This window comes from Streptomyces sp. NPDC006602, assembly GCF_042870385.1.
Classification (GTDB): Bacteria; Actinomycetota; Actinomycetes; order Streptomycetales; family Streptomycetaceae; genus Streptomyces.
Genome location: NZ_JBIAHG010000004.1, coordinates 215,035 through 237,977 on the forward strand (window position 1 = coordinate 215,035; position 22,943 = coordinate 237,977).

The 22,943-nt window shown below is 71.3% G+C and carries 16 protein-coding genes; 8 read left to right on the forward strand and 8 right to left on the reverse strand.

The window, feature by feature from the left end; all coding sequences use genetic code 11:
• Positions 1-64: 64 nt before the first annotated feature.
• Both ACFYO2_RS13315 and mmuM read right to left on the reverse strand, forming a co-directional pair.
• On the reverse strand, positions 65-1,120 hold the full coding sequence (locus ACFYO2_RS13315) for a LacI family DNA-binding transcriptional regulator (RefSeq protein WP_388347960.1): 1,056 nt from the start codon (positions 1,118-1,120) through the stop codon (positions 65-67).
• 114 nt (positions 1,121-1,234) lie between these two features.
• Entirely contained in the window at positions 1,235-2,161 is a 927-nt protein-coding gene (gene mmuM, locus ACFYO2_RS13320) for a homocysteine S-methyltransferase (RefSeq protein ID WP_388347962.1), read from the reverse strand.
• A gap of 130 nt (positions 2,162-2,291) precedes the next feature.
• Between mmuM and ACFYO2_RS13325 the strand changes: the two genes are divergently transcribed.
• Positions 2,292-3,686 (forward strand): amino acid permease, encoded by a 1,395-nt coding sequence (locus ACFYO2_RS13325; protein WP_388347964.1) that lies wholly within the window; start codon positions 2,292-2,294, stop codon positions 3,684-3,686.
• 153 nt (positions 3,687-3,839) lie between these two features.
• Here ACFYO2_RS13325 and ACFYO2_RS13330 read toward each other — a convergent pair whose 3' ends face one another.
• Complete coding sequence (locus ACFYO2_RS13330) at positions 3,840-5,945, reverse strand: autotransporter (RefSeq protein WP_388347966.1); 2,106 nt, start codon at positions 5,943-5,945, stop codon at positions 3,840-3,842.
• Positions 5,946-6,136: 191 nt separating this feature from the next.
• On the opposite strand from ACFYO2_RS13330, the gene ACFYO2_RS13335 reads away from it, so the two are divergent.
• Both ACFYO2_RS13335 and ACFYO2_RS13340 read left to right on the forward strand, forming a co-directional pair.
• Positions 6,137-7,261 carry a family 43 glycosylhydrolase gene (locus ACFYO2_RS13335; protein ID WP_388347968.1) on the forward strand — a complete coding sequence of 375 codons (1,125 nt, stop codon included), beginning with the start codon at positions 6,137-6,139 and terminating at the stop codon, positions 7,259-7,261.
• 1 nt (position 7,262) lies between these two features.
• Positions 7,263-8,675 carry an RICIN domain-containing protein gene (locus ACFYO2_RS13340; protein ID WP_388347970.1) on the forward strand — a complete coding sequence of 471 codons (1,413 nt, stop codon included), beginning with the start codon at positions 7,263-7,265 and terminating at the stop codon, positions 8,673-8,675.
• Between the two features lie 12 nt (positions 8,676-8,687).
• Here ACFYO2_RS13340 and ACFYO2_RS13345 read toward each other — a convergent pair whose 3' ends face one another.
• A complete protein-coding gene (locus tag ACFYO2_RS13345; RefSeq protein WP_388347972.1) occupies positions 8,688-10,370 on the reverse strand; it encodes a rhamnogalacturonan lyase B N-terminal domain-containing protein in 1,683 nt (560 codons plus the stop codon).
• 227 nt (positions 10,371-10,597) lie between these two features.
• Here ACFYO2_RS13345 and ACFYO2_RS13350 point away from each other — a divergent pair, with 227 nt between their 5' ends.
• The 3 genes from ACFYO2_RS13350 (at position 10,598) to ACFYO2_RS13360 (ending at position 15,398) form a co-directional block, all read left to right on the forward strand.
• Positions 10,598-11,665: a rhamnogalacturonan acetylesterase gene (locus ACFYO2_RS13350; RefSeq protein ID WP_388347974.1), complete on the forward strand. Its 1,068-nt coding sequence runs from the start codon at positions 10,598-10,600 to the stop codon at positions 11,663-11,665.
• Between the two features lie 89 nt (positions 11,666-11,754).
• Positions 11,755-13,467, forward strand: coding sequence for a DUF2264 domain-containing protein (locus ACFYO2_RS13355; protein WP_388347976.1), 1,713 nt, complete (start codon positions 11,755-11,757; stop codon positions 13,465-13,467).
• The gene (locus ACFYO2_RS13360; protein WP_388347978.1) at positions 13,464-15,398 is read left to right on the forward strand and encodes a PE-PGRS family protein; all 1,935 of its coding nucleotides are present in this window, start codon (positions 13,464-13,466) and stop codon (positions 15,396-15,398) included. Before ACFYO2_RS13355 ends, ACFYO2_RS13360 begins: the two co-directional genes overlap by 4 nt.
• Positions 15,399-15,511: 113 nt before the next feature.
• On the opposite strand, the gene ACFYO2_RS13365 is transcribed toward ACFYO2_RS13360, so the two are convergent.
• Positions 15,512-16,900, reverse strand: a complete 1,389-nt coding sequence (locus ACFYO2_RS13365; protein ID WP_388347980.1) for a hypothetical protein — start codon at positions 16,898-16,900, stop codon at positions 15,512-15,514.
• Positions 16,901-17,016: 116 nt separating this feature from the next.
• Here ACFYO2_RS13365 and ACFYO2_RS13370 point away from each other — a divergent pair, with 116 nt between their 5' ends.
• Complete coding sequence (locus ACFYO2_RS13370) at positions 17,017-17,859, forward strand: isocitrate lyase/phosphoenolpyruvate mutase family protein (protein ID WP_388347982.1); 843 nt, start codon at positions 17,017-17,019, stop codon at positions 17,857-17,859.
• On the opposite strand, the gene ACFYO2_RS13375 is transcribed toward ACFYO2_RS13370, so the two are convergent.
• Positions 17,816-18,400: a TetR/AcrR family transcriptional regulator gene (locus tag ACFYO2_RS13375; RefSeq protein ID WP_388347984.1), complete on the reverse strand. Its 585-nt coding sequence runs from the start codon at positions 18,398-18,400 to the stop codon at positions 17,816-17,818. The genes ACFYO2_RS13370 and ACFYO2_RS13375 overlap by 44 nt on opposite strands.
• Before the next feature lie 99 nt (positions 18,401-18,499).
• A complete protein-coding gene (locus ACFYO2_RS13380) occupies positions 18,500-19,819 on the reverse strand; it encodes a jacalin-like lectin (RefSeq protein ID WP_388347986.1) in 1,320 nt (439 codons plus the stop codon).
• Positions 19,820-20,101: 282 nt separating this feature from the next.
• On the opposite strand from ACFYO2_RS13380, the gene ACFYO2_RS13385 reads away from it, so the two are divergent.
• Positions 20,102-21,460, forward strand: a complete 1,359-nt coding sequence (locus ACFYO2_RS13385) for an MFS transporter (RefSeq protein ID WP_388348600.1) — start codon at positions 20,102-20,104, stop codon at positions 21,458-21,460.
• A gap of 69 nt (positions 21,461-21,529) precedes the next feature.
• Here ACFYO2_RS13385 and ACFYO2_RS13390 read toward each other — a convergent pair whose 3' ends face one another.
• Positions 21,530-22,933: a DHA2 family efflux MFS transporter permease subunit gene (locus ACFYO2_RS13390; protein WP_388347988.1), complete on the reverse strand. Its 1,404-nt coding sequence runs from the start codon at positions 22,931-22,933 to the stop codon at positions 21,530-21,532.
• Positions 22,934-22,943 lie beyond the last annotated feature (10 nt).

The following is a 22,943-nucleotide window of genomic DNA, read 5'->3' on the forward strand; positions in this document are numbered from 1 at the left end:
GGCTGGTTCGGCAACCGGACGGTTCCCGACCCGGTCGGCTGAGGATCAGGTCAGGCCCCAGTGTTCAGGAACCGGTTGCCACGACGGAGTCCCGTACCACCACATGCGTGCCCAGGAGCAGATGCTCGTCCGGGGTCTCGGCGGTGCGGCCCAGTACCGTGCGTACGGCGAGGCGGCCCAGCTCCTCGTAGGGGACGTGGACCGTCGTCAGCGCGGGGTGCAGGTCGCGGGCGAACGGGATGTCGTCGTAGCCGGCCAGCGAGACGTCGCCCGGCACGTCCAGGCCCGCCTCGTGCAGCGCGGTCAGCGCACCGGCCGCGACCATGTCGGTGGCGGCGACCACGGCCGTGAAGTCCAGCCCGTTCTTCAGCGCCTCGCGCATCAGCCGGTGGCCGGAGTCGCGGGTGAAGTCGCCGTGCAGCAGCAGCGCCGGGTCCGGTTCCAGGCCGCGGGCGAGGTGGGCGGCCAGATAGCCGCGCTCGCGGCCCTGCGCGGTGGTGTGGTCCGGTTTGCCGCCGAGGAACAGCACACGCCGGTGGCCCTTGGCGAGTACGTGGGCGACCAGGGCGTAGGCGCCACCCTCGTTGTCGTACTCGATGACGGTCACCGGCGCCCCGGGGCCGAGCGTCGGACGGCCGCACAGCACCAGCCTGGAACCGGCCGACGCCAGTGAGTCGGCCATCCGGCGGGTGCGCTCGCGGTACTCCGCGGTGTCGGCGGCGCCGCCCACCAGGATCACGGCGGCGGCCCGCTGGGCGCGCATCATCTCGACGAACTCCAGCTCGTGCCGGACGTCGCCCTCCGTGCTGCACACCAGGCACAGGTGCCCGAGCCGGGTCGCCTCGCGCTCCACGCCGTGCGCCATCAGCGCGAACGACGGTCCGGTGATGTCGTCCAGGACGAACGCCAGCGTGGGCGTGCCGACACCCGCCACCGCCTTGGCGCGCGCGTCCGCGACGTAGTCCAGTTCACGGACCGCCCGCATCACGCGCGTCCGCGTCGCCGAGCTCACCGGGTACTCCCCGCCGAGCACCCGCGACACGGTCGACGCGGACACCCCGGCGCGGGCCGCCACGTCCCGGATGGTGCTCCGGCTCGCGTCCTCGCTCTTCCTGGTCATCCCTGGCTCGCCCCTCTCCCCTCGGGAACTGCGGCAACATGATGGAAACCGGTTCCCGAAGCGGAGGCTAGCAGTGGTGGGGGCCGGGGACGAGGGAAATCGACAGGACCGTGCTCACCCCTGTGTCAACGTCCGCGCGATCGACGCGATCGCCTCCGGCCCCACCCGGCAGCATCCCCCGATCAGCCGGGCCCCGGACTCCCGCCAGCCCCGCACATCCTCGGGCGCGAACGAGGAGCGGCCCTTCCAGGCGCGGGCCTCGGCGTCCCACGCCTCGCCGCTGTTGGGGTAGACGACGACCGGCTTGCCGGTGACACGAGCGGCGGTCTCGACGGCGCCGTCGACGTCCTCGGGGACACAGCAGTTCACGCCGACCGCGATGACCTCGTCCGCGTCGGCGGCCAGGGCGAACGCCTCGTCCAGGGGCTGGCCGGCGCGGGTACGATCGCCCGCGACGCTGTACGACAGCCAGGCCGGCACCCCGAGCCCGCGCACCGCCCGCAGCAGCGCCTCGGCCTCCTCGGCGTCCGGCACCGTCTCCAGTGCGAGCACGTCCGGACCGGCGGCGGCCAGCACCTCCAGGCGGGGCCGGTGGAAGGTCTCGAGCTCGGCCACGCTGAGCCCGTACCGGCCCCGGTACTCGGAGCCGTCGGCGAGCATCGCGCCGTACGGCCCGACCGAGGCCGCCACCCACAGCGGACGGGTGATGCCCTTCGCCAGCGCCTGCGCCGCCGCGTCACGGGCCGACTCGACACTCAGCCCCAGGAGTTCGGCCGCCCGGTCACTTCCGACACCTCGCTTGGCGAAGCCCTCGAAGGTCGCCTGGTAGCTGGAGGTGATCGCCACGTCCGCGCCCGCCAGGAAGTACGCGAGGTGCGCCTCGGTGATCGCCTCGGGCCGCTCGGCGAGCAGCCGCGCCGACCACAGTTCGTCGCTCAGGTCGTGCCCGGCGGACTCGAGTTGGTTGGACATGCCGCCGTCGAGGACGACCGTCCCGGCGGCGAGGGCGGCGGAGAGAGAGGAAGGCGTATCGCTGGTCATGACACGACGCTAATCGACCAGGCCGGCCAACAGCCGTTGTGTGTCCAGCAGATGAACAGATTGCCCACCATGTGGGATAGCGGGTTACGATCACGCCTCCTCTCCCCGTCCCCACCACCCGGGAACCGCCATGACCGCCGCCAGCACCACCAAGACGACCGAGCCGGAACCGGAGTCGGAGCCGACCGGCCCGGCGGCCGCCGCCCCACGCCGCCGCACCTTCGGCCCGGCCGCCGCCACCGCCCTCGTGATGGGCAACATCATCGGCGGCGGTATCTTCGCGCTGCCCGCCACCGTGGCCCCGTACGGCGGCGTCAGCCTGCTCGCCTTCGTGGTCCTGTCGGTCGGCGCGGTGCTGCTCGCGCTGCTCTTCGGCAAGCTGGCCCGGCGCAGCCCGGTCACCGGTGGCCTGTACGTGTACCCGCGCGACGCCTTCGGCCCCTTCGCGGGCTTCCTGTCGGCATGGTCGTACTGGACGATGTGCTGGGTCAGCATCGCCGCCCTCGCGGTCGCGGTCGTCGGCTACGTCGACGTCCTGATACCCCTGCACGGCAACCACACCCTCGAAGCGCTGGTCGCGCTCGCGGCGCTGTGGCTGCCGGCCGCCGCGAACTTCGCCGGCACGCGCTGGGTGGGGGCGGTCCAGGTCGTCTCCACGGTCCTCAAGTTCGTGCCGCTGCTGCTCGTCGCAACCGTCGGCCTGTTCTTCGTCGACACCGACAACTACGGCCCGTTCAACGCTTCCGGCGAGAGCGTCTCCGGCGCACTGGCCGCCTCCGCCGCGCTGCTCCTCTACAGCTTCCTCGGCGTCGAGTCGGCCGCCGTCAGCGCGGGCGAGGTCCGTGATCCCGAGCGCAACGTCGGCCGCGCGAGCGTCCTCGGCACACTGGGCTCCGCGCTCGTCTACATCCTCGGCATCGTCGCCGTCTTCGGTCTCGTCCCGCACGACAAGCTGGTCGACTCCGGCGCCCCCTTCGCCGACGCCGTCAACTCCATGACCGGTGGCACCTGGGGCGGCACCGCCATCGCCCTGGTCGCCGTCGCCTCGATCACCGGCTGCCTCAACGGCTGGATCCTGATGGCCGCGCAGATGCCGTACGCCGCCGCCCGCGACGGCCTCTTCCCGGCGCCGTTCGCCAAGGTCGGCAAGGGCGGCGTGCCCGCCTTCGGGGTCTGGGCCTGCGTGGTCCTCGGCACGCTCCTCATCGGCCTCAACTACACGGCGGGCCCGGACACGACGTTCCGCGTCCTCGTCCTGATCACCACGTTCACCGGCTGCGTGCCCTACCTGCTGTCCGCCGCCGCCCAGCTGTACTGGCTGGCGAAGGGCGCCCGCGAGCAGGTCCGCCCGGCCGGCCTGGTCCGCGACCTGATCGTCGCCGCCCTCTCCTTCGCCTTCGCCTTCTGGCTGATCGCGGGCGCCGGCTACGCGGCCGTCTACCAGGGCGTGCTGTTCCTGTTCGCCGGAATCCCGGTGTACGTGTGGCTGCGCGGACGCGGGGAGGCGGCGGAGGTGTCCGCCTGACCTTGGGGCATGCCTGAGACCGATGCCGAGGACACCGAAGTCGCCGATGCCCCCGGTGTGTACGAGGAAGCTCGGCAGGTCCTCGGCACCTTCACCGGGCCGGCCGGGTAGGCGCGGGTACGCGAGACCACCCGGCTCCGACGCCGGGCGCCGTTACCCACGCCCCGAGTGCCGCCCACCCCTACGCCGCCCACCCTGCCCACCCCGCCCGCGCATCGTCACCGGCACCACGAGCCCGAGCAGCAGCCCAACGGCGAGCACATACGGCCACCAGCCGAGCCCGCTGCTCGACGCCCCGGCGGCGCGCGGATCGGAGGCCGGGACGCCGGACGCTTCGGGGGAGCGGGCCGCGGACGCCGACGGGCTCGCCGCATCCGCGCTGAGCACCACGTCGTTCCCGTCCCCTCCCTTGTAGCTGATGCGATAGGTCGTGTCGGCGAGCTTCACTTTCGCCCCCTCCTTGAGCCCACTGAACGCACCGCCGGTCTTCGCGCGCCCCGCATGCTCCAGCACGGTGATCTCCCGCGCCGGGCGGGACCCGGCGGCCGACAGGTCCAGTCCGCCGGCCAGCCTGACCGCCCCCGTCACCTTCAACGGCCGGTCCCGCAGGACCAGTTCACCCTTCGCGCGCTGCGTGTAGTCACCGGACACGGTGAGCCCGCCCGCGACGACCCCCTCGTTCGTCACCGCCCCCTTCACGGTGCCCTTGCCGGTCAGCGTGGTCGCCACCCGCAGCCCGGACGATCCGGCATCCAGCCGGGACCCCGCCGAGGGCAGCCGGATCACCTTGCTGCGCACGAGAGTTGCCCCCGATCGCAGCGCCAAAGTGCCCTTCTTGACCGTCGTGGCGCCGGTGTACGTCACCGCGCTGCCCTTCAGCGTCGTCGTGGCCGCCCCCGCCTGTACGAACGCTCCGGTGCCGCTCACGTACGCCAAGGAGATCGCGGTCTTCGCGTTGTTCACGACGAGCGTCCCGTCGTTCACCACCCGCCGCCGCTCGGTGCCCGTCAACAGGGAACCGTCCCCCTGTCCGGAGCCCAGCCGCAGCACCGCCCCCTTCCGCACGGTCGTCGAACCGTCGTAGTACTGCTTCGCCGCGAAGGTGACGTCGTTCCCGCGGGTTCCCGCGATGACGATGTCCCCGGCGCCGGGTGCGGACAGCGTGTCGTGGAAGCGGCCGCCGCCGATGGGGGCGCCCAGCGTCACCGGGCCGTTGTAGTCGAAGGTGAGCAGTGAACGGGAGCGGGCGGCGAGGAGGTTGATGTAGACGGTCTCGGCGGTGCCCGGCATGAAGATCTTGTGCGAGGTGCCGTCGCCCCACTGGACGTTCGCGCCCTTGATGTTGGTGCCGCGCTTGTTGACGTTCTTCCGCGCGGGCGTCCAGTTCAGGGCGGGGTCGCTGAGCGAGGGGTCGGTGTCGCCGCCCTGGTTCGACCAGCTGTACTGCCCGGTCAGAATGACCTTGCTGCCCGGCCGTGACTGGACGTTGATGTCGCTGCCGTACTCGCGCTGGTAGAAGTCCATGCCCATGGTGACCGTCCGGCCCAGCGGGGTGTCCACGGTCCAGGTGCCCTGGTTGAGGACCTTGCGCACGCCGGGCAGCGAGGTCGCGAACTCCGGCCGTCCGGCGTTGACCTGCGTGCCGTTGTCGATCACCCCGGAGAAGGGGTGGGTGCCCGACAGGTCCCAGGTGCCCCAGAGGAACCGCGGCTGGGTGATCAGGCCGGAGCCGCTGATGGTGCCCAGGTTGTAGGCGCTCTTCAGGGACAGCCGCAGAGTGCCGTCGACGCGGATGTTGTCCTGGTTGAGCCGGAACGCCGGGGTGTTGTACGGGAAGTGGCCGATCAGCCCGGTCGTGCCGCCGTCGCCGTACTGCAGGGTCGCGCCCCGCTCGACCGTGATCGCGGGCGGATCGGGGTCTGCGGTGGTGACGTACGGATGGTTGCCGCCCTGCGTGGCCACCCTCTGCCGCTGCCGGGACTTCGGCAGCGTGAAGTCGCTGTCCCTGGTCAGGACCAGTGTTCCGGCGCCGCGCACGGTGAGCGTGCCCTCGCCGCGGAAGACTCCGTCGTAGGTCGTCGTCCCCGGCGGCACGGTGACGGCCGTGTCGCCGGTGAGCGCCACGTCCCGGTCGGCGAGCACGTCGGCGGTGACGTCCCGGGCACCGGCGGCCGTCGCCGGGGGAGCGGCGGCGAGGAGGGCGGCCATCGCCGCGAGGGCGCCGGCGGCTGCTGCTGTCTTGTGGGTATGGCTGCGCACGTAGTCGGAGACGGACCGGCACGCCGACCGATAACAGAAATTCGCGCGGCACAAAGCGCCTGCTCCAGTCTCGTCCAACCCGTTGACCTCCCGGTTGCACGCCCTTACCTTTTCGGCGTTCGGAATAGCAACAGATGTTCTCAATATCGAACATCGCTCTCAGGACACCCCACCCCCGAGAGGCAGTCCGTATGAGCCGCGACAACGACCTGCCCGAAGATCCGTACCGCCGACTGCTGCTGAAGGGCGCCCTGGCCGCGGGCACCCTGGCGGCCACCACCGCCGGCGTCGCCCACGCCGCCCCGACCCCGAAAGCAGCCCCGTACGTGAACCCGCTCGTCCGCCACCGTGCCGACCCGCACATCCACCGTCACGCCGACGGCCACTACTACTTCACGGCGACCGCCCCCGAGTACGACCGGATCATCCTGCGCCGCTCGCGCACCCTGAACGGTCTGGCGACCGCCGCCGAGTCCGTCATCTGGACCAAACACGCGACCGGCGACATGGGCGCGCACATCTGGGCGCCGGAGATCCACCGCATCGGCGGCAAGTGGTACATCTACTTCGCCGCGGCGCCCGCCGAGAGCGTGTGGGACATCCGCATCTGGGTGCTGGAGAACGCCCACCGCGACCCCTTCAAGGGGACGTGGACCGAGCGCGGTCAGGTCAAGACGGCCTGGGAGACCTTCTCCCTGGATGCCACCACCTTCACCCACCGGGGCAGCCGCTACCTCGCCTGGGCGCAGCACGAGCCCGACATGGGCAACAACACCGCCCTGTGGCTGTCGAGGATGGCGAACCCGTGGACCCTGACAGGCCCGCAAGTGCGCCTGTCCACACCGGAGTACGACTGGGAGTGCGTCGGCTACAAGGTCAACGAGGGCCCGTCGGTCATCGTCCGCAACGGACGCCTGTTCATGACGTACTCCGCCGCCGCCACCGACTTCAACTACTGCATGGGTCTGCTGACCGCCGACGCGCACAGCGACCTGATGAACCCCGCGAGCTGGTCCAAGTCGCCGACCCCGGTCTTCACGAGCAACGACACGACCAAGCAGTACGGCCCCGGCCACAACTGCTTCACCGTCGCCGAGGACGGCCGCACCGACGTCCTCGTCTACCACGCCCGCCAGTACAAGGACATCGTCGGCGACCCGCTGAACGACCCCAACCGCCACACCCGCGTCCAGAAGCTCGGCTGGAAGGCGGACGGCACCCCGGACTTCGGCATCCCCGTCGCCGACACGGCCCCCCCGACAGGCACCACCGACACGGCCGACACGGCCGCCGCGACCGTCAAGGAGAGTGCCTGACATGAGACGTGCCTACGCTGCTCTGCTCGCCCTCTGTGTGGCGCTGCTCGGCGCCCTGGCCACCGCCGGACCGGCCCATGCCGCACCCCAGACGATCGTCAACGGCACCCAGTTCACGGACACGTCGGGCAACCCCGTGCACGCCCACGGCGGCGGGGTCCTCAAGGTCGGCTCCTACTACTACTGGTTCGGCGAGAACCGCAACGCCGACAACACCTTCCGGTACGTGGACGCCTACCGCTCCACCGACCTGAAGAACTGGGAGTTCCGCAACCACGTGCTGACCGAGGCCAGCGACCCCGAGCTCGCCACCGCCAACATCGAGCGGCCGAAGGTCATGTACAACGCCTCCACCGGCAAGTTCGTCATGTGGATGCACAAGGAGAACGGCACCGACTACAGCGAGGCCCGCGCCGCCGTCGCCGTCTCCGACACCGTCGACGGCAACTACGCCTGGCAGGGGAGCTTCCGCCCGCTCGGCCAGCACATGTCCCGCGACATCACGGTCTTCGTGGACACCGACGGCGCCGGCTACATGGCCTCCGCCGCGCGCGACAACTACGACCTGCAGATCTACCGGCTCACCGCCGACTACACCGGCATCGCGAGCCTGCTCGCCGACCCCTGGCACGGCGGCCACCGTGAGGCCCCGGCGCTGTTCAAGCGGGGCAACGTCTACTTCATGCTGACCTCGGGCGCGACCGGCTGGAACCCCAACCAGCAGCAGTATGCGACGGCGACCTCGCTGTCCGGCCCCTGGTCGGCGATGACGAACGTCGGCGACTCGACGACGTTCGGCTCGCAGACCGCGTTCGTCCTTCCCGTGCAGGGCAGTTCTGGCACCTCGTACCTCTACCTGGGCGACCGCTGGGGCAACTCCTTCGGCGGGACCGTCAACGACTCCCGGTACGTGTGGCTGCCGCTGAGCTTCCCCAGCTCGACCTCGATGTCCATGTCCTGGTCCCCGGAGGTCACCATCGACACGGCCGCCGGCACGATCAGCGGGACCAGCGCCACGTACAACACGCTGATCGCCCGGCACAGCGGCAGGTGCGCGGACGTGACCAGCCAGTCCCTCTGGCAGGGTGCCCAGATCAAGCAGTACGACTGCAACGGCGGCAACAACCAGAAGTACTGGTTCAAGTCCGTCGGCAGCGGCTACTACCAGCTGATGGTCCGCAACAGCTCCCTGTGCGTGCAGGAGAACGCGGGCACGATCACCCAGGAGAACTGCAGCGGGTCGGCGACCACTCAGCAGTGGTCGCTGACCACCACCGGCTCGTACGTGAACATCAAGTCCCGCGCGAGCGGCAAGTGCCTGGACGTGAACGGCGCGTCCACCGCCAACGGCGCGGCCGTCATCACGTATACGTGCAACGGCGGCACCAACCAGCAGTGGACGCGCGGAACATGACGTCCGGTCGGGTCAGGCAAGCAGGTCGATCGCGTCGATCGACGTGCCCGCACTGAGATAGGAGGTGGTCCCCGAACCGCTCGCCACGTAGATCTTCAGCGTGTTGTACGCGCTGGTGTCCGTCAGCCAGGCGGACGCCGGCACGCTGTAGGTGAACGTGTTGTTGTTGCCCCGGTACGAGCCCACGGTCAGCGACCGTGTGCTCGGCTGGGTGGGCGGGGAGGGGACGGCCGAGGTCCAGGTGTCGTTGATGACGACCTGCGGGCGGCCGTTCGCGTAGGCCGTCGTCACGCCGATGCGCAGGGTGTGCGCGGCGGCGGCCTGGGCGGCCGTCAGCTTGAAGTAGACGATGATGCCGCTGTTGACGTCCTTCCACAGGTAGCAGGGGAAGGCCGAGGTCTCGGTGCCGCTGCCGATGACGACGTTGCCGGTCCAGGAGGAGGCGCGGACGTCGGACGGATGGGCGTACGTCATCAGGTCGGCGTTCTTGAAGCCGCTGGGTGTGCCGTTCCAGTCGTTGATGCGCCAGATCGCGCTCGCGTTGCTCGGGTCGTTCGAGGACGGGATCGCGATGGAGTTGAGGGTGGTCGTCCCGCCCGCGCTGACGCTCACCGAGCCGGTGTAGACGGCGAGTTCACCCTTGAAGACGGTCAGTGTGTACGTCCCCGGAAGGACGCCGCCGATGGAGAAGTAGCCGTCCGAGGACCGGGCCGAACCCCAGTACTGGGCAGCGGAGTTGGCGAGCCCCACCGTGTAGGCGTACGACGTGTTCCGCCCGGTGATGCCGACGCCGGCGACCTTGCCCCGGCCGCCCGACGCGACGTACCCGGAGATGCCGAGCGAGTCCGCCCACGACGTGGTGAGGGTGCCCGGGTACAGGGAGGAGGAGGGGGCGCCGCCGTCCGTGAAGGCGATGACGTAGGGGCCCTGGAGGCCGAAGCGCTGGGCCTCCGTCTGGTTCTCGCCGTAGTACAGGATCTCGTACAGGCCGCCGCCGTCCGCGCTCTGGTGGCGCAGGAGGGAGCGGTAGAACGGGCCGCCGGAGGCCTTCTCGTGGTTGGAGCGCACGATGTACAGGCCGACGCTGCCGGTGGTCCAGCCGACGTAGTTGTAGTCGATGACCCGGGACTTCGTGTAGTGCTTCGAGCGGGTCTGGCCGTCGGACTTCGCGAAGACGTCCGAGGCCTCGATGGTGGTGGGCGCGTACGTGTAGGAGTCGGACTCGTCGTTGAGGAACTTGCCCGCGTTCACGCGCAGGATGTAGCGGGTCGCGCTGACCGAGGTGTCGGCCTTGTTGGTCCACAGGTAGACGTTGTTCTCGCCGCTGCGGGCCGCGTAGTAGTGCTTCAGCGTGCCGTACGTGACCGAGATCAGGATCGTCGTGCCGGACTGCTTGATGCTCACGGTGGAGGTGCCGAGGCCGGACTCGATGTGCGAGTTCTTGCCGCCGTAGCCCTGGTACTGCGTGCCGCGGTAGACCAGCGAGGTCAGGTCGCCGTTGGTCTTGCTGACCTTGAAGACCAGGTTGGCGCCGGTGTCGACGACGTAGTTCGACCCGTCGTCGGTGTAGCCGAAGGTCGCGGCGGACGCGGTCTGCGCGAGCGGGCCGGAGAGGGCGGCCGTACCGGCGGCGGCCGCGGCGGAGAGGACGAAGGTGCGGCGTCGGACCGGTCTGTCGTTCGCGGTTCCGGACATGGGGGTGCCTCCTTCGGGAGGGTGGGGGTGCGTGCGGGTGCCGGGGCCTGCCCGGCGGATCCTGGTTGGCAGAGTGACAGTTGAATCGATTTCGCGAAAGGGCTTTCGCCTCGGCTGAGTTGGCAGCCATGTGAAATCGCCCCGAGGGGTAGAAAGCGCTTGCCAAGAGCGGTACCGTCCACCGGCCAGGCCTTGTCGCCCAGTCCCAGGACCGTCGGAGGAGCCGTATGAGACGTTTCAACCTCGCCGTGCTGGCGGCGCTCACCCTGAGCGCCGGCGCCATCGCCGTACCGGCCCAGGCGTACGACGGCCAGGGCCCCGGGGCCCACGCCGGCCAGCGCCCCCTGGGCCTCGAGAACTGCACCGCCACCGCATGCCACTTCGACCTCCCACCCGGCACGTACGACGTGAAGGTCCTCCTCGGTGGCGACGCCGGGTCGAGCACGAGCATCGCCGGCGAGACCCGGCGCTCCCTGCTCCCCGAGACACCGGTCACCGCCGGCGAGCGCGTCGCCCGCGGCTTCACCGTGAACGTGCGCACCCCCGAGGGTGAGCCGACCGGCCCCGAGGGCACCCCCGGCCTGGACCTCGTCCTCGGCGGCACGGCACCCGCGCTCGCCGACATCAAGGTCACCCCCGCCCACCGTGCCCGCCAGATCTTCCTCGTCGGCGACTCGACGGTCTGCGACCAGCCCGGCGACCCGTACTCCGGCTGGGGCCAGCAGCTGCCGCAGTACCTCCGCAAGGGCGTGTCCGTCGCCAACTACGCGGACTCCGGCGAGAGTACGGTGACGTATCTGGGGAACCCCCAGTTGTGGGCCACCGTCCAGCCACAGATCCGCCGCGGTGACCTGGTCCTCGTCCAACTCGCCCACAACGACAAGACGACGGACGAGGCGACGTACCGGGCGAACCTGGAGACCCTGGTGGCGGGCGTACGGGAGAAGGGCGGCAGCCCGGTCCTCGTCACCCCGATCGTGCGCCGCTGGTTCAACTCCGACGGCACCCTGAACAACGGCACCGCACTTCTGGTCAACGGCCTCGGCGTGAACCATCCTGAGGTCGTCCGCTCGGTCGCCGCCGCCGAGGACGTCCCGCTGATCGACCTGACGGCGAAGACCAAGGCGGTCGTGGAGTCGCTGGGCGTCGAAGGCTCGAAGGCGCTGTATCTCTACAACGAGAAAAGGGACAACACCCACACGTCCGCGCACGGCGCGACCGTGTACGCGGGACTGGTCCGCGACGAACTTGTCGCCCAGCATCTGGTGCCGGAGGGCCTGGTGCGGGTGGGATAGGTGTCTGGGGCGCTCCGACCGGAACCGGGGCGCCCCAGGCTTCGGCCGATCCGAGTGTCGAGCAAGCACGCCCCGTACGAAAGAGACCCATGCAGCTGCCCCCCGACGACCGCACCCTCAGCCCGCTCACCGGCCGCACCCGAGCCCACTGGGAGGCGGCCGCAGACGCCCTGCTCGCGGCCGTCGAGCCGTACGCCACCGAGGACCGCGCCCTCTACCACTTCCCCGGGGACCGCGAGAGCTGGTCGGGGCGCCTCTCCGACGGCCTGGAGGGCTACGCCCGTACGCTGCTGCTGGCGGCCTTCCGCCGTGACGAGACCGCCCTGGAGCGGTACGCGGACGGACTCGCCGCCGGCGTCGCGGGCGCCTGGCCCCGCATCGAGGACCGCAGCCAGCCGCTGGTCGAGGCGGCGTCGATCGCCCTCGCCCTCAGACTGACCCGGCCGCTGCTGTGGGACAGGCTGGACGAGGGCGTGCGACAGCGGGCGGCGGCCTGGCTCGGCGACGCGCTCACCGCCGAGGCCTGGCCCTGCAACTGGGAGTTGTTCCCGGTCACGGTCGGCGGATTCCTGCAGGACATCGGCTACGAGGTCGACGCGTCCCGCAAGGCGATCGACAACGGCCTGGAACGCATCGAGCAGTGGTACGTCCGCGACGGCTGGTACACCGACGGCGACGGCCGCAAGTTCGACTACTACAACGGCTGGGCGATGCACCTCTACCCGGTCCTGCACGCCTGGCTCGCGGACGACCCCCGGCTCCTGGACCTCTACGGCGGCCGCCTGGAACGCCATCTCGCCGACTACGCCCGCCTGTTCGGCGGCGACGGCGCCCCGATGCACCAGGGCCGCTCCCTGACCTACCGCTTCGCGACAACGGCGCCGCTGTGGCTGGGCGCGCTGACGGGTCGTACGCCGCTGGCGCCGGGGGAGACGCGGCGGCTGGCCTCCGGAGCGCTGAAGTACTTCCTGGACCGGGGCGCGGTCGACTCACGAGGCCTGCTGACCCTCGGCTGGCACGGGCCCGACTCCGCTGTCCTGCAAGGCTATTCGGGCCCCGCTTCCCCCTACTGGGCGAGCAAGGGCTTCCTGGGCCTGCTGCTGCCGCCGGACCACGAGGTGTGGACGGCCCCGGAGGAACCGGGACCGGCCGAGCGGGCGGACGCGGTCACGCCGATCGCCGCCCCCAACTGGCTGCTCCAGTCGACGAGTTCGGACGGGCTCGTGCGCCTCCACAACCACGGCAGCGAGGACGTCCGCTACGACCCGTACTACTCGCGCCTCGCCTACTCGACGGTGACGACGCCTTCGTCGTCGTACGACAACAGTGTGATCGTCGGCGACGATCCGAGCCGTACCGGCATCGAGCCGCTGGGTGTCGGCGACGGCTGGGTGGCCTCGCGGCACACGGCGGGCGGGGGAGCGCGGGTGACGAGTGTCGTGCTCGCGCGCGGGGCCGTGGAAGTGCGCGCTCATGTGGTGTCGGGTGCGCAGCCGGGCACGGCGGTACGGGTCACCGGGTGGGCGGCCGTGGACGGGGCGCGGGCGGAAATCGTGCCGGTGGTCGGCCTTGACGGCGACCTCGCGGGTGTCACCGGTGAGGGCGACACGCTCTTCGTCGCGCTCGCGCGGCTCACCGCCGAGGCGGAGCCGGTGCCGTTGGAGGAGACGGTCGGCGTACGGGCGGACGGGGCGCGGGAGTTGACGGTGCGCTGGAGCGAGGGGCCCGAGGTGCGGGTGCGGTGGGACCCGGGAGTGGTCGTCGCGGCGGGGGGAGTCTCGTCGGACGGGATGAGCTCGTGACGAGTGCGCATGAGGAGTTGTTCGACCGGTTGCGGCGAGCCGGGCTGGAGATCGCCGGCGAGTGGCGGGTCGAGGACGTGCTGTCGCCCAGGGCCGCGTGGCGCCGGGTCATCGGGTTCGAGACCGAGCCGACCGCGACCGTACGGACCGACAGGCCCGATCTGGTCGACTCCGTCAACCGGGAGTGGCATCGGCTGGCGTCCGGTGCGGGCGTCCTCGACGGGGACGGAGTGTTCCTGATCGCCGTCGCCGACAACTCGTCGCGTGGCGCGGGCCGGCCCTGGACCCGCGTCCGGCTCACCACCGAATGGGACCTTGCCGGGGTGCTGGGCGAGCGTCCCGGACAGCCGGAGTTCGTCACGCTGGCGCTCGACGGGGACGCCCTGGTCGCCGCCACGGTCGAGGAGTACGACGTCTGGCTGATCGCCGAGGAACGGCTCAAGGAACGCCAGGAGGCCGAGGCGGAGGCTGCCGCCGGTCGTCGGACACCGCGGGAGCGGGCGGCCGTCTGGGCCTCGCTGTTCGAGGGGCCGGGGCCGACCGAGGACCTGCTCGACGCCTGGGCGGGCGGACTCGCGCGCAACGCTGCCACGCCGGCGGACATACGGGCTCGACTACTGGACCGATGCACCTACGTCCTCTACCGCCCCCTGCCGGCGGACGTCCTGGACGCGGCACTGGCCCATCCGGACTGGAACGTGCGATCGATGGCCGCCGAGTACCAGCCGGACATCACGCCCGAGCAGCGGGCCCGGATGATCCTCGACGCGCAGGACAGCCGGCAGCGGTGGCTCCTCACCCTGGTGGCCGTCGAGCGACGGGCCGAACTCCCCGAGGACATCTGCCGCCGACTCGCCGCCGATCCGTCCGACCGGATCCGTGCCGAGGTGTCCGGCATCGTGAACCTGCCCGCGGACGTGGCGGTCGCACTGGCCGCCGATCCCGAGCCCGCGGTACGGGTCGCGGCCTGCCGGGTGGCCTGGCCGCATCTGGACCAGCGAGGACGGGAAGCGCTCCTCGCCGACCCCGACAGCGAGGTGCGCTCGGTCGCCCTCCTCGCGCGTCACCGGGACCACCCGCTGCCCCGCTCGGTGTTCGAAGCCGCAAACCTCGAAGCCCACGAGTGGCAGACGCTCCACCTGGAACGCGACCTCGCCGAACACCTGGCGCGGCACGGCGAACCGGACGACCGCATCGCCCTCGCCGCCAACCCGCACCTGGACCCCGACCTGGTCGCCCTCCTCGCCGAGGACCCCGACAGGAACGTCCGCCGCACGGTGTCGGTACGCGCCGACCTCACCGAGGAGCAGCGCGCCCGGATCCCCATCGACTTCGACCTGAGCAGCCGCCCCCACACGCTCGAATGGGTCAGGGCCCTGCACGACGACGAGGACGCCATGCGCCGCCTGGCCGCCTCCTCCCACCCCCTCGTCCGCAGGAGCGTCGCCCGGGCCCGGCGTCTGCCGCCGGACGTCGTCGCCCGCCTCGCCCGTGACGAGGACCGGATCGTCCAGCTCTTCCTCGCCGAATCCTGCGACGACGCACCCGCGGACATGCTCATGGCCGTATGGCAGTGGTGGACGGGCAGCCTCACCTTCCCCGACCGCCCGCACGGCCACCCGAACTTCCCCCGCCACGACCTCCTGCGGTACGCCGACGACCCGAACCGTTCCTGTGGACTGAACGGGAGTGAGTCCGTTCAGCCGCGCGCCCCGAACGGTCTTGGGCGAGCTGGTCCCCGGCGTACTCGACCCCGGGGCGGCGACACGCATCCTGTGCGTGGTCCGGGCCCGGGAGGCCAGTTCCCTCCGCGACCTGGCCAAATAGGTACGGCCAGAGGCGGCGGGGAGGCCCTGGACCATCCTCTGGTGGAGCAGGGGCCCCGCACGCTGACGCCGTACCCGGTGTCCCAGGTCGCACGACCACGTTAGCCCGATCGGCCCAGGACTCCGCAAGCACGCAAGCAGGCGATCACCCGATCGAGCTAATTCGACCTCGTACGCACTCCCTGGCGAGCAGTTATCAACCCCCGCATGCGCAGAGCTCAGGGCTTGAGACGCGCGATCCGCAGAGTGGCCGAGGTCGGGGACGCCCCGGTGAGCGCACTCGCGTACGACGGCGTGACAGGCGCATACGCCCAGGCCAGCGCGCCGTCCTTCTGTACGGCGATGTCACCCGTCAGCCGTGCGGCGACGACCTTGTCCGCACTCTGGAACTTCCCGTTCCAGTCCATGAGCCGCAGGTGTGTGCCCGTGAAGGTGCCGGTGCAGGTGCCGCTCGCGCACTTGGCGTTCTTCAGGGACTCCCACGACAGGAGCAGACGGTCCTTTCCGTACGGGGCGAGGCGCACGTTGACGTGTTCGGTGCCCTTGGCGTTGGAGAGGTACATCGCCTTGCCGGGGCCGGAGTTGCGGTTCTTGAGGAAGGCCACCGCCACCTGGTGCGTGGCCGTCCTCGGCTTCACCGTCCAGCCGCGGCCGCTCGCGTCGTCCGGGTTCTTCCCGGCGGAGGCGGCCCCGCGCGAGGCGAAGGCGGTGGCGTAACGGCCGGTGGACGACTTCACCAGATCGCCGGTACGGCCCGCGAACGTGCCGCCGCAGTAACCGGCCCAGCACTGCTCGCGCTGCACGACCGGAGCGTTGTCCGGGGCACCGATCCCGGTCGACACGAACAGTCCCGAACGCCAGTCGTCGAAGCAGAGGGACGTGAACGCGCCGGTCTTCTCCGGGTGCAGGGCGATGCCCTCGTTGTGGCTGCATCCCCAGCTCCAACCACCGCTGAGCTTCGCGCCCTTGGCGCTGACGTACGACAGCTTGTCGCCGAAGTGCCCGTCGGCGAAGCCGCCCGCGCCGTGCACGACGAAGTACGCGCCGTACTTCGTGCCGTTCCAGGTGAGCTGTCCGTCGAGGAGCGGGGCGGTGTCATGGGAGGCGGTGGAGGTGAGCTTGGTACGGAAGGTCTGCTTGCCGCCCGTGTAGCGGACGATCGCGGCCGCCGTCTCCTTCCACTTGTTCGTGTCCGCGACCCGGGTGAGCAGGGCGAAACCGTCGTTGTGCGCGATCAGGCCGCCGACTTCCTTGGCGCCCTTCACCACGGTGTCGGCGCCTGATCGCTTCCCGGCGGCCGACAGCGGGGTGACGTGGATGCCGTCCGGGGCGGGCCAGGCGACGCGCAGGGTGCCGTTCGGGGCCGCGGCGGTCGCCGTCCGGGTCCATTCGCGGGTGCTGTTGTAACCGGCGGACAGATAGGGGAACTTGGCCGGAAGGCTGACGGTCGTGGTGGTCACGGCGAGTGTCGGCGCGGCGGTCGTGGCGGCACCGGCCACGGCGTACCAGGCGCCGACGAAGGCACCGGCCGCGACGAGTCCGGCGAGGACGGGCTTGCGGGCGGCGCGGACGCGGCGGTGGCCGGCGGGGCGTCTTGCGGATGTCATGGTCGGGAGTCGCCGCGGGGAGATCAAAGGTTGCCGTGGCTTTGCGCGCAGGGGGCGGGGCCGTCGCCGGAACACTTCGGCCGGCACCGAACCGAGTCGCCCCTACCGTGGCGGACATGACCGCCTTCGCCGAGCTCCACCACCTCCCCGAGGAGCCGTTGTTGCTCCCCAACGCCTGGGACCACGCCTCCGCGACGGCCCTGGCCGCGCAGGGCTTCCGCGCGATCGGCACGACGAGCCTCGCCGTCGCCGCGGCCGTCGGCCTGCCCGACGGATCACCGGCCACCCGCGAGCACACCCTCCAGCTCACCTTGACCCTGGGCACCGAACCGTTCCTCCTGTCCGTGGACGCGGCGGACGGGTTCAGCGAGGACCCGGAGCAGGTCGCGGAGCTGGCACGCGAGCTGTCCGTGGTCGGGGCGGCCGGCATCAACCTGGAGGACGGGCTGGGGTCGGTCACCCTGCACGCGCGGAAGATCGCCGCGGTGAAGGCGGCTGCCCCGGACCTCTTCGTGAACGCCCGCACCGACACGTACTGGCTGGGCGACGGCGACTTCCCGGACACCCTGACCCGCCTGGTCGCCTACCAACAGGCGGGCGCCGACGGCGTGTTCGTCCCCGGCCTGACCGACCCCGCACAGATCGCCGCCCTCGTACGCCACCTCGACGCCCCCCTCAACATCCTCTACTCACCCACCGGCCCGACCGTCCCCCACCTCACCGACCTCGGCGTACGCCGCGTCAGCGTCGGCTCGTTGCTGTACCGGAGGGCGTTGGGCGCGGCGCTGGAGACGGTGACCGAGATCCGGGCGGGCCGGCCCGTGCGGGGCGCGGCGCCGTCGTACGCCGAGGTCGAGGCGTGGGTACGCGGGGGCGGGACCGACGAGGCCCCGGCACGGACGGAGGCAGCGTTCCTCAGCCCCCGCTCTTCTCCTCGCGCGGCCAGTGCTCCAGCGTGATGTGCAGGGCGTCGATCGCCTTGTCCCAGGAGGCCTGCACGGCGCGGGGGTGACCGAAGCCGCCGGTGGACTCCAGGACGCAGTAGCCGTGGAAGGCGGCGCGCAGCAGCCGTACGGCGTCGGTGAGGTCGGGCTCGTCGAGACCGTAGGCGCGGAGCATGCCGTACGTGACCTCGGCGGTGCGGGCCATGGCGGGGGAGCCGGCCACGAGGGACGGGTCGATGCGGATCTGGGTGGCGGCGTAGCGGCCGGGGTTCTGGAGCGCGTACTCGCGGTAGGCCCCGGCGAAGGCGGCCAAGGCGTCCTTCCCTGACCGCCCCACCACGGCGACGGCGATCCGGTCGATCATTTCCCCTGCGGCGAGGAACGCCACGCGGGTGCGCAGGTCCTGGAGGTTCTTGACGTGCGAGTAGAGGCTGGCGTCCCTGACGCTGAAGTGCCGGGCCAGTGCGGAGAGGGTCACGCTCTCGAAGCCGACCTCGTCGGCCAGGTCGGCGGCGGCCGCGGTGATGCGGTCGGGGGTGAGGCCGGCTCTGGGCATGGGGACCCTCCGGGATGCCGTTGGCTAGGGCACCCAGCTTATGGCCTGGGTGCCCTAGGGTGACGCCTCACTTTTCCCTGCACAGGACGCCTAGCGGCCTCAGCGGATCGGCGCGTACAGCACCCCCAACTTGTCGATCTCGTCCCCCGCCCGTCCCGTGAAGCCGACGATCTGCCGGCCGGACGGGGCCGTGATGGTCTTCGTGTCCGTGGTGGCCGTACCGGAGGAGAGGGTGCGGCCCTTGTCCGTCGTGAAGGACGCCGAGAAGAGGCGGGTGCGACCGTCTTTCTGACCCTGGGTCAGCTTCAGGGAGGTGAGGTGCTCGCCCGGCGTGAGTGTCAGGGACGTGGTCGTGCCGCCCGTGCCGCCGTGGATGAGCGTTGTACCGCCGTCGTGGGTGAGGGACACCGCGTCCAGGCGGGCGCCGCCGCGCAGCGTCAGGGTGCGGGGCGACGGTGTCGCGGGAAGGTCGTCCGCGTCGTTGAAGGCCGTGCCGTGCGGGCCGCCGAAGAAGTCGCTCGCCTTCAGGGACGAGTTGAGGGTGTAGGCGAAGTCGACGGTGTGCGGGAAGTGGTCGGAAAGGTTGGCGCCCGCGGAGTCCAGAAAGGACGCCCACTCGTTGTTGTAGCGGGTGGCGTCCAGGGTCAGCAGCTTGCTGCCGCGGTAGAGGACCTTGTCCACCACCTCGCAGTCATTGGACGGGGCCGTAGTGGGGCACACCAACGCGTCGGCGCCCTGTGCCGGTGCCGTGCCGCCCTTCACCAGTTTCACCCACGGGTCCGTCAGGCCGTTCTCCGCGGCCAGTGTGCGGATGTTGTCGCCCGTGCGCGTGTACCGCGTGTTCGTGTCCCCCATCACGATCACCGCGTTGCCCGCGGAGTTGGCCTGGATGAAGTCGGAGAGCTGCTCTACGTTGGCGCGGCGGGCGGCGTGTGCCTCGTCCGTGTCGTCGGCGTTGGTATGGACGTTGTAGAGGTCCACGAAGACGCCCTCGGCGAGCCGCACCCGGGCGAGCGTGAAGCCCTTGGGGGTAAGGCAGTTGGTGCCGGTGCAGTCGTTCCACTTCACCCGCTCGAAGTCCTCGAAGGCGTGGTCCGAGAGGGTGTTGAGGCCGTCACCGAAGGGCACACCGCCGCTGGTCGCGGTGCGGTACGGGTGCTTGTCCCCCGCGTACAGGGCCGCGTGATAGTTGAAGTCCTCCTGGACGTTCACGATGTCGTACGACGCCAGGCGCGGGGAGATCAGCGGGGTGTTCGTCTCCGGACTGCCGGAGCTCAGGCCCTCGGGAAGGCCCGCGACGTTGTACGTCAGGACGTTGAACGATCCCGTGGTGGCCGCTGCGGCGGGCGTCGCGCCGCCGGCGGCGAGGCCGGTCACGGCCACCGCGGCGGCCGCGAGGGTGCTGATGAGTCGTCTCATGGTGGGGGTGTCTCTCTGGTCGCGGGGTGCGGGTGCTGAAGATGAACACTGCTCAGGTTCGACGCCAACCAGTCTGACGGGAAAGGACAGTTGGCGAAACAGTGAGAGACGAGGTGACCTGCCGCGTCTGAGTCGGGTGGCTCGGGACGCCCGCACTTGGGGGCGGCCGCCCCTGGGCGTGGGTGCGTTCTATTCATGTGCGGGGCGCCGCAGGGCAGCCGTAAGGTTGCCGGGTCCAGGACGAGGGGGAGGGGCCGCTTGGCGTACGAGGCGCAGCGCGAGGTGGGATCGGGCGGCCCGGGTCGGGGTGTACGACGCACCGATCAGCGGTCTCCCAACGGCCGTCCCCTGTGGCGGCAACGGGACTTCGGGATCTTCTGGGCCGCGCAGACTCTCTCCGTCCTCGGTGACTCCTTCGCCCTGATCGCTCTGCCCCTGCTGGTCCTCCAGGCGACCGGCTCCCTCGCCCGGATGGGCCTGCTCACGGCGGTGGGGGGAGCCGCTTCGGTGCTGGCGGCCGTCTTCGCCGGGGCCCTGGTGGACCGGGTGGACCGGCGACGGCTGCTCATCGTCTGCGACCTGGTGCGCATGGTGCTGTACGGCGTGATTCCGCTGGTGTGGCTGTTCGGCCCGCAGGTCTGGCTGCTGTACGCCGTCCTGCCGCTGTGCGAGGCCGTCGGCATGCTGTTCGCCGTCGGCTACGTCACCGTCGTCCGCAGCCTGGTCGGCACCGAGCGGCTCACCGAGGCCAACGGCCGGCTGAACGCTACCGCCGCGGCGGCGGGCGTACTCGGCCCACTGTGCGCGGGCCTGGTGGCCGCGTGGACCGGTCCGGCCGCCGCGGTGGGCGTGGACGCGGCCAGCTTCGGAGTGTCGGCCGCCTGCATGCTCTTCGTACGGTTCGCCGCGCGCGCCGGGGACGAGGGCGGCCCGGCGAGGAAGGGCAGCCTGTGGCAGGACCTGCGGGCCGGGGTGTCCTTCCTCTACGGCCATCCGGTACTGCGCTCGCTGACCGCCCTGCTGTTCGTCTTCAGCTTCCTCACCCTCGGCATGACCGACCTCGTCATCTACCACGTCAAGCACGACCTCGGCCACGACGACGGCACGGTCGGCACCGTCATGGCCGTCGGCGCCCTCGGCACGATCACCGGCGCCCTGGTGGTGGCCCGGATCCGGCGGCGACTCGGTTTCGGTCCGACCTGGACCGGAGCGGTCGCGGTGTGCGGGCTCGCGTTCGCCGGGCTGGGCTGGGCGCGGGACGTCTGGGTCGTCGCGGCCCTGAGCGCCGCCTTCCTCGCCTGCGGCGGAATCGCGGGCACCTGCTCCATGTCACTGCGTCAGGAGGTGACCCCGGAACCCCTGCTGGGCCGCCTCACCTCCGCGTTCTGGACCCTCCACTACTCCGCGGCCCCGATCGGCGCGGCCATCCTGACCTGGGCCGCGGAACGGCGGGGCACGGCACCGGTCGGCCTGGTCGCCGGTGCGTTCTGCGTACTGATCGCGGTGGCCGCGCTGTTCACGCCGATACGGCGGTCCGGTGCCGCCGGATTGCCGGCCCGGGCGGCCCGGAGGGTCCCTCGGGGCTCCGCCCCGGACCCCGGCCTCGCCCAACCGCCACCCGACTCGGTGCGCCACGAGTGACCGTCACGGGGCTCCACCCCGGGCCCCGACCAGGCGGGGCGGGCAGCCCGATCCGCCCGGTCGGCCCCCTCACCCCCTCCGCCCCGGCATCAATGACGCCGGCAGCAGTGACAGGGCGAGCAGGGTCGCCGCCACCGTGTACGCGATCCGGAAGCCGGAGGGGTCGGTGCCGGCCGAGCCGAGGACCACGGAGATCAGGGCCGTTCCGACCGACGCCCACACCTGCGAGTTGATGCTCAGCGCGGTGCTCGCCGCGGCCATGCGGTCCCTCGGCAGGTCACGGCTCGCGGTCGTCATGGTCGGCATCAGGACCATGCCGGAGCCCACCCCCATGACCATCCCCGCGCCGACCAGCCGCCAGGCGGCCACGTCGGACTCCCCGATCTGGAGTGCCGTCAGCGCCATGCCGAGCGCGCCTACCGCGATCCCGGCCGGGATCAGCCGCCGCGGCGACACCTTGTCGACGCGGCGCGCGGCGAACTGCATGGTGATGCCGACGGTGAGCCCGACCGGCGCACCCAGCAGCCCGGTCACCATCGCGCTCGTGCCCCGCACCTCCTGCCAGTACACCGGGTAGAGGAGCATCGAGCCGAAGTAGCCGCAGGTGAACAGCGCGAGCGTGCCGATGCCGACGGCGAAAGTGCGGTCGCCGAGCAGCCGGAGGTCGAGCAGCGGTTCACGGGCGGTCAGCGCACGCCGTACGAAGGCGGCGACGAGCACGACACCGGCGAGGGTCGGCAGGAGTGCGCCGTACGACGTGAAGTCGCCGCGCTCGCCGCCCCGGGCCAGGCCGAACAGCAGCAGGGCGAGGCCCGGCGAGAGGGTCAGCAGGCCCACGACGTCCAAGGCGGGCGGCTCGGCCTGGGGCTCGTCGGGTCGCAGCAACCTCGCCGCGAGCAGCAACGCCACCGCGCCCACGGGCAGGTTGACGAGGAAGATCCAGTGCCAGGAGGCGGCGTCGAGCAGCCAGCCTCCGAGCACCGGCCCGGCCACCGGGCCGACCAGGATCGGCAGCCCGAGCAGGGCCATCGACCGCCCGAGGCGCTCCCGGTCGGCAATGCGCATCACCATCGCCATGCCGACGGGCATCAACAGCCCGCCGCCGAGCCCCTGCACGGCACGGAACGCGATCAGGCTGGGCGCGTCCCAGGCGAAGGCCGCGAGCAGCGAGCCGAGCGTGAAAAGGACGAGGGCGGTCAGATAGGTGCGCCTGGCGCCGATGCGGCCCATCGCCCAGGCCGCGGTCGGGATGACGGCCGCGAGTGCGAGCGTGTACGCGGTGGCGGTCCACTGGACCGTCTCCAGTGGGGCGTGGAACGCCTCGGAGAGGCTGCGCAGCGCCACGTTGACGATCGTCATGTCGAGCACCGACATCACCGAGCCGATGACCACGACGACGATGGTGCGCCGGAGGGTCTTCGCGGCGGCCTGGGAGTCCTCCGGCGGCGCTTCTACGGCCGGTGTGGTGGTCATCCCCCTGCCC

Excerpts from the sequence above, each read along its gene's own strand:
- ACFYO2_RS13315 (WP_388347960.1), bottom strand. The coding sequence starts at position 1,120 with ATGACCAGGAAGAGCGAGGACGCGAGCCGGAGCACCATCCGGGACGTG.
- mmuM (WP_388347962.1), bottom strand. The coding sequence starts at position 2,161 with ATGACCAGCGATACGCCTTCCTCTCTCTCCGCCGCCCTCGCCGCCGGG.
- ACFYO2_RS13325 (WP_388347964.1), top strand. The coding sequence starts at position 2,292 with ATGACCGCCGCCAGCACCACCAAGACGACCGAGCCGGAACCGGAGTCG.
- ACFYO2_RS13335 (WP_388347968.1), top strand. The coding sequence starts at position 6,137 with ATGAGCCGCGACAACGACCTGCCCGAAGATCCGTACCGCCGACTGCTG.
- ACFYO2_RS13340 (WP_388347970.1), top strand. The coding sequence starts at position 7,263 with ATGAGACGTGCCTACGCTGCTCTGCTCGCCCTCTGTGTGGCGCTGCTC.
- ACFYO2_RS13345 (WP_388347972.1), bottom strand. The coding sequence starts at position 10,370 with ATGTCCGGAACCGCGAACGACAGACCGGTCCGACGCCGCACCTTCGTC.
- ACFYO2_RS13350 (WP_388347974.1), top strand. The coding sequence starts at position 10,598 with ATGAGACGTTTCAACCTCGCCGTGCTGGCGGCGCTCACCCTGAGCGCC.
- ACFYO2_RS13355 (WP_388347976.1), top strand. The coding sequence starts at position 11,755 with ATGCAGCTGCCCCCCGACGACCGCACCCTCAGCCCGCTCACCGGCCGC.
- ACFYO2_RS13365 (WP_388347980.1), bottom strand. The coding sequence starts at position 16,900 with ATGACATCCGCAAGACGCCCCGCCGGCCACCGCCGCGTCCGCGCCGCC.
- ACFYO2_RS13370 (WP_388347982.1), top strand. The coding sequence starts at position 17,017 with ATGACCGCCTTCGCCGAGCTCCACCACCTCCCCGAGGAGCCGTTGTTG.
- ACFYO2_RS13375 (WP_388347984.1), bottom strand. The coding sequence starts at position 18,400 with ATGCCCAGAGCCGGCCTCACCCCCGACCGCATCACCGCGGCCGCCGCC.
- ACFYO2_RS13380 (WP_388347986.1), bottom strand. The coding sequence starts at position 19,819 with ATGAGACGACTCATCAGCACCCTCGCGGCCGCCGCGGTGGCCGTGACC.
- ACFYO2_RS13390 (WP_388347988.1), bottom strand. The coding sequence starts at position 22,933 with ATGACCACCACACCGGCCGTAGAAGCGCCGCCGGAGGACTCCCAGGCC.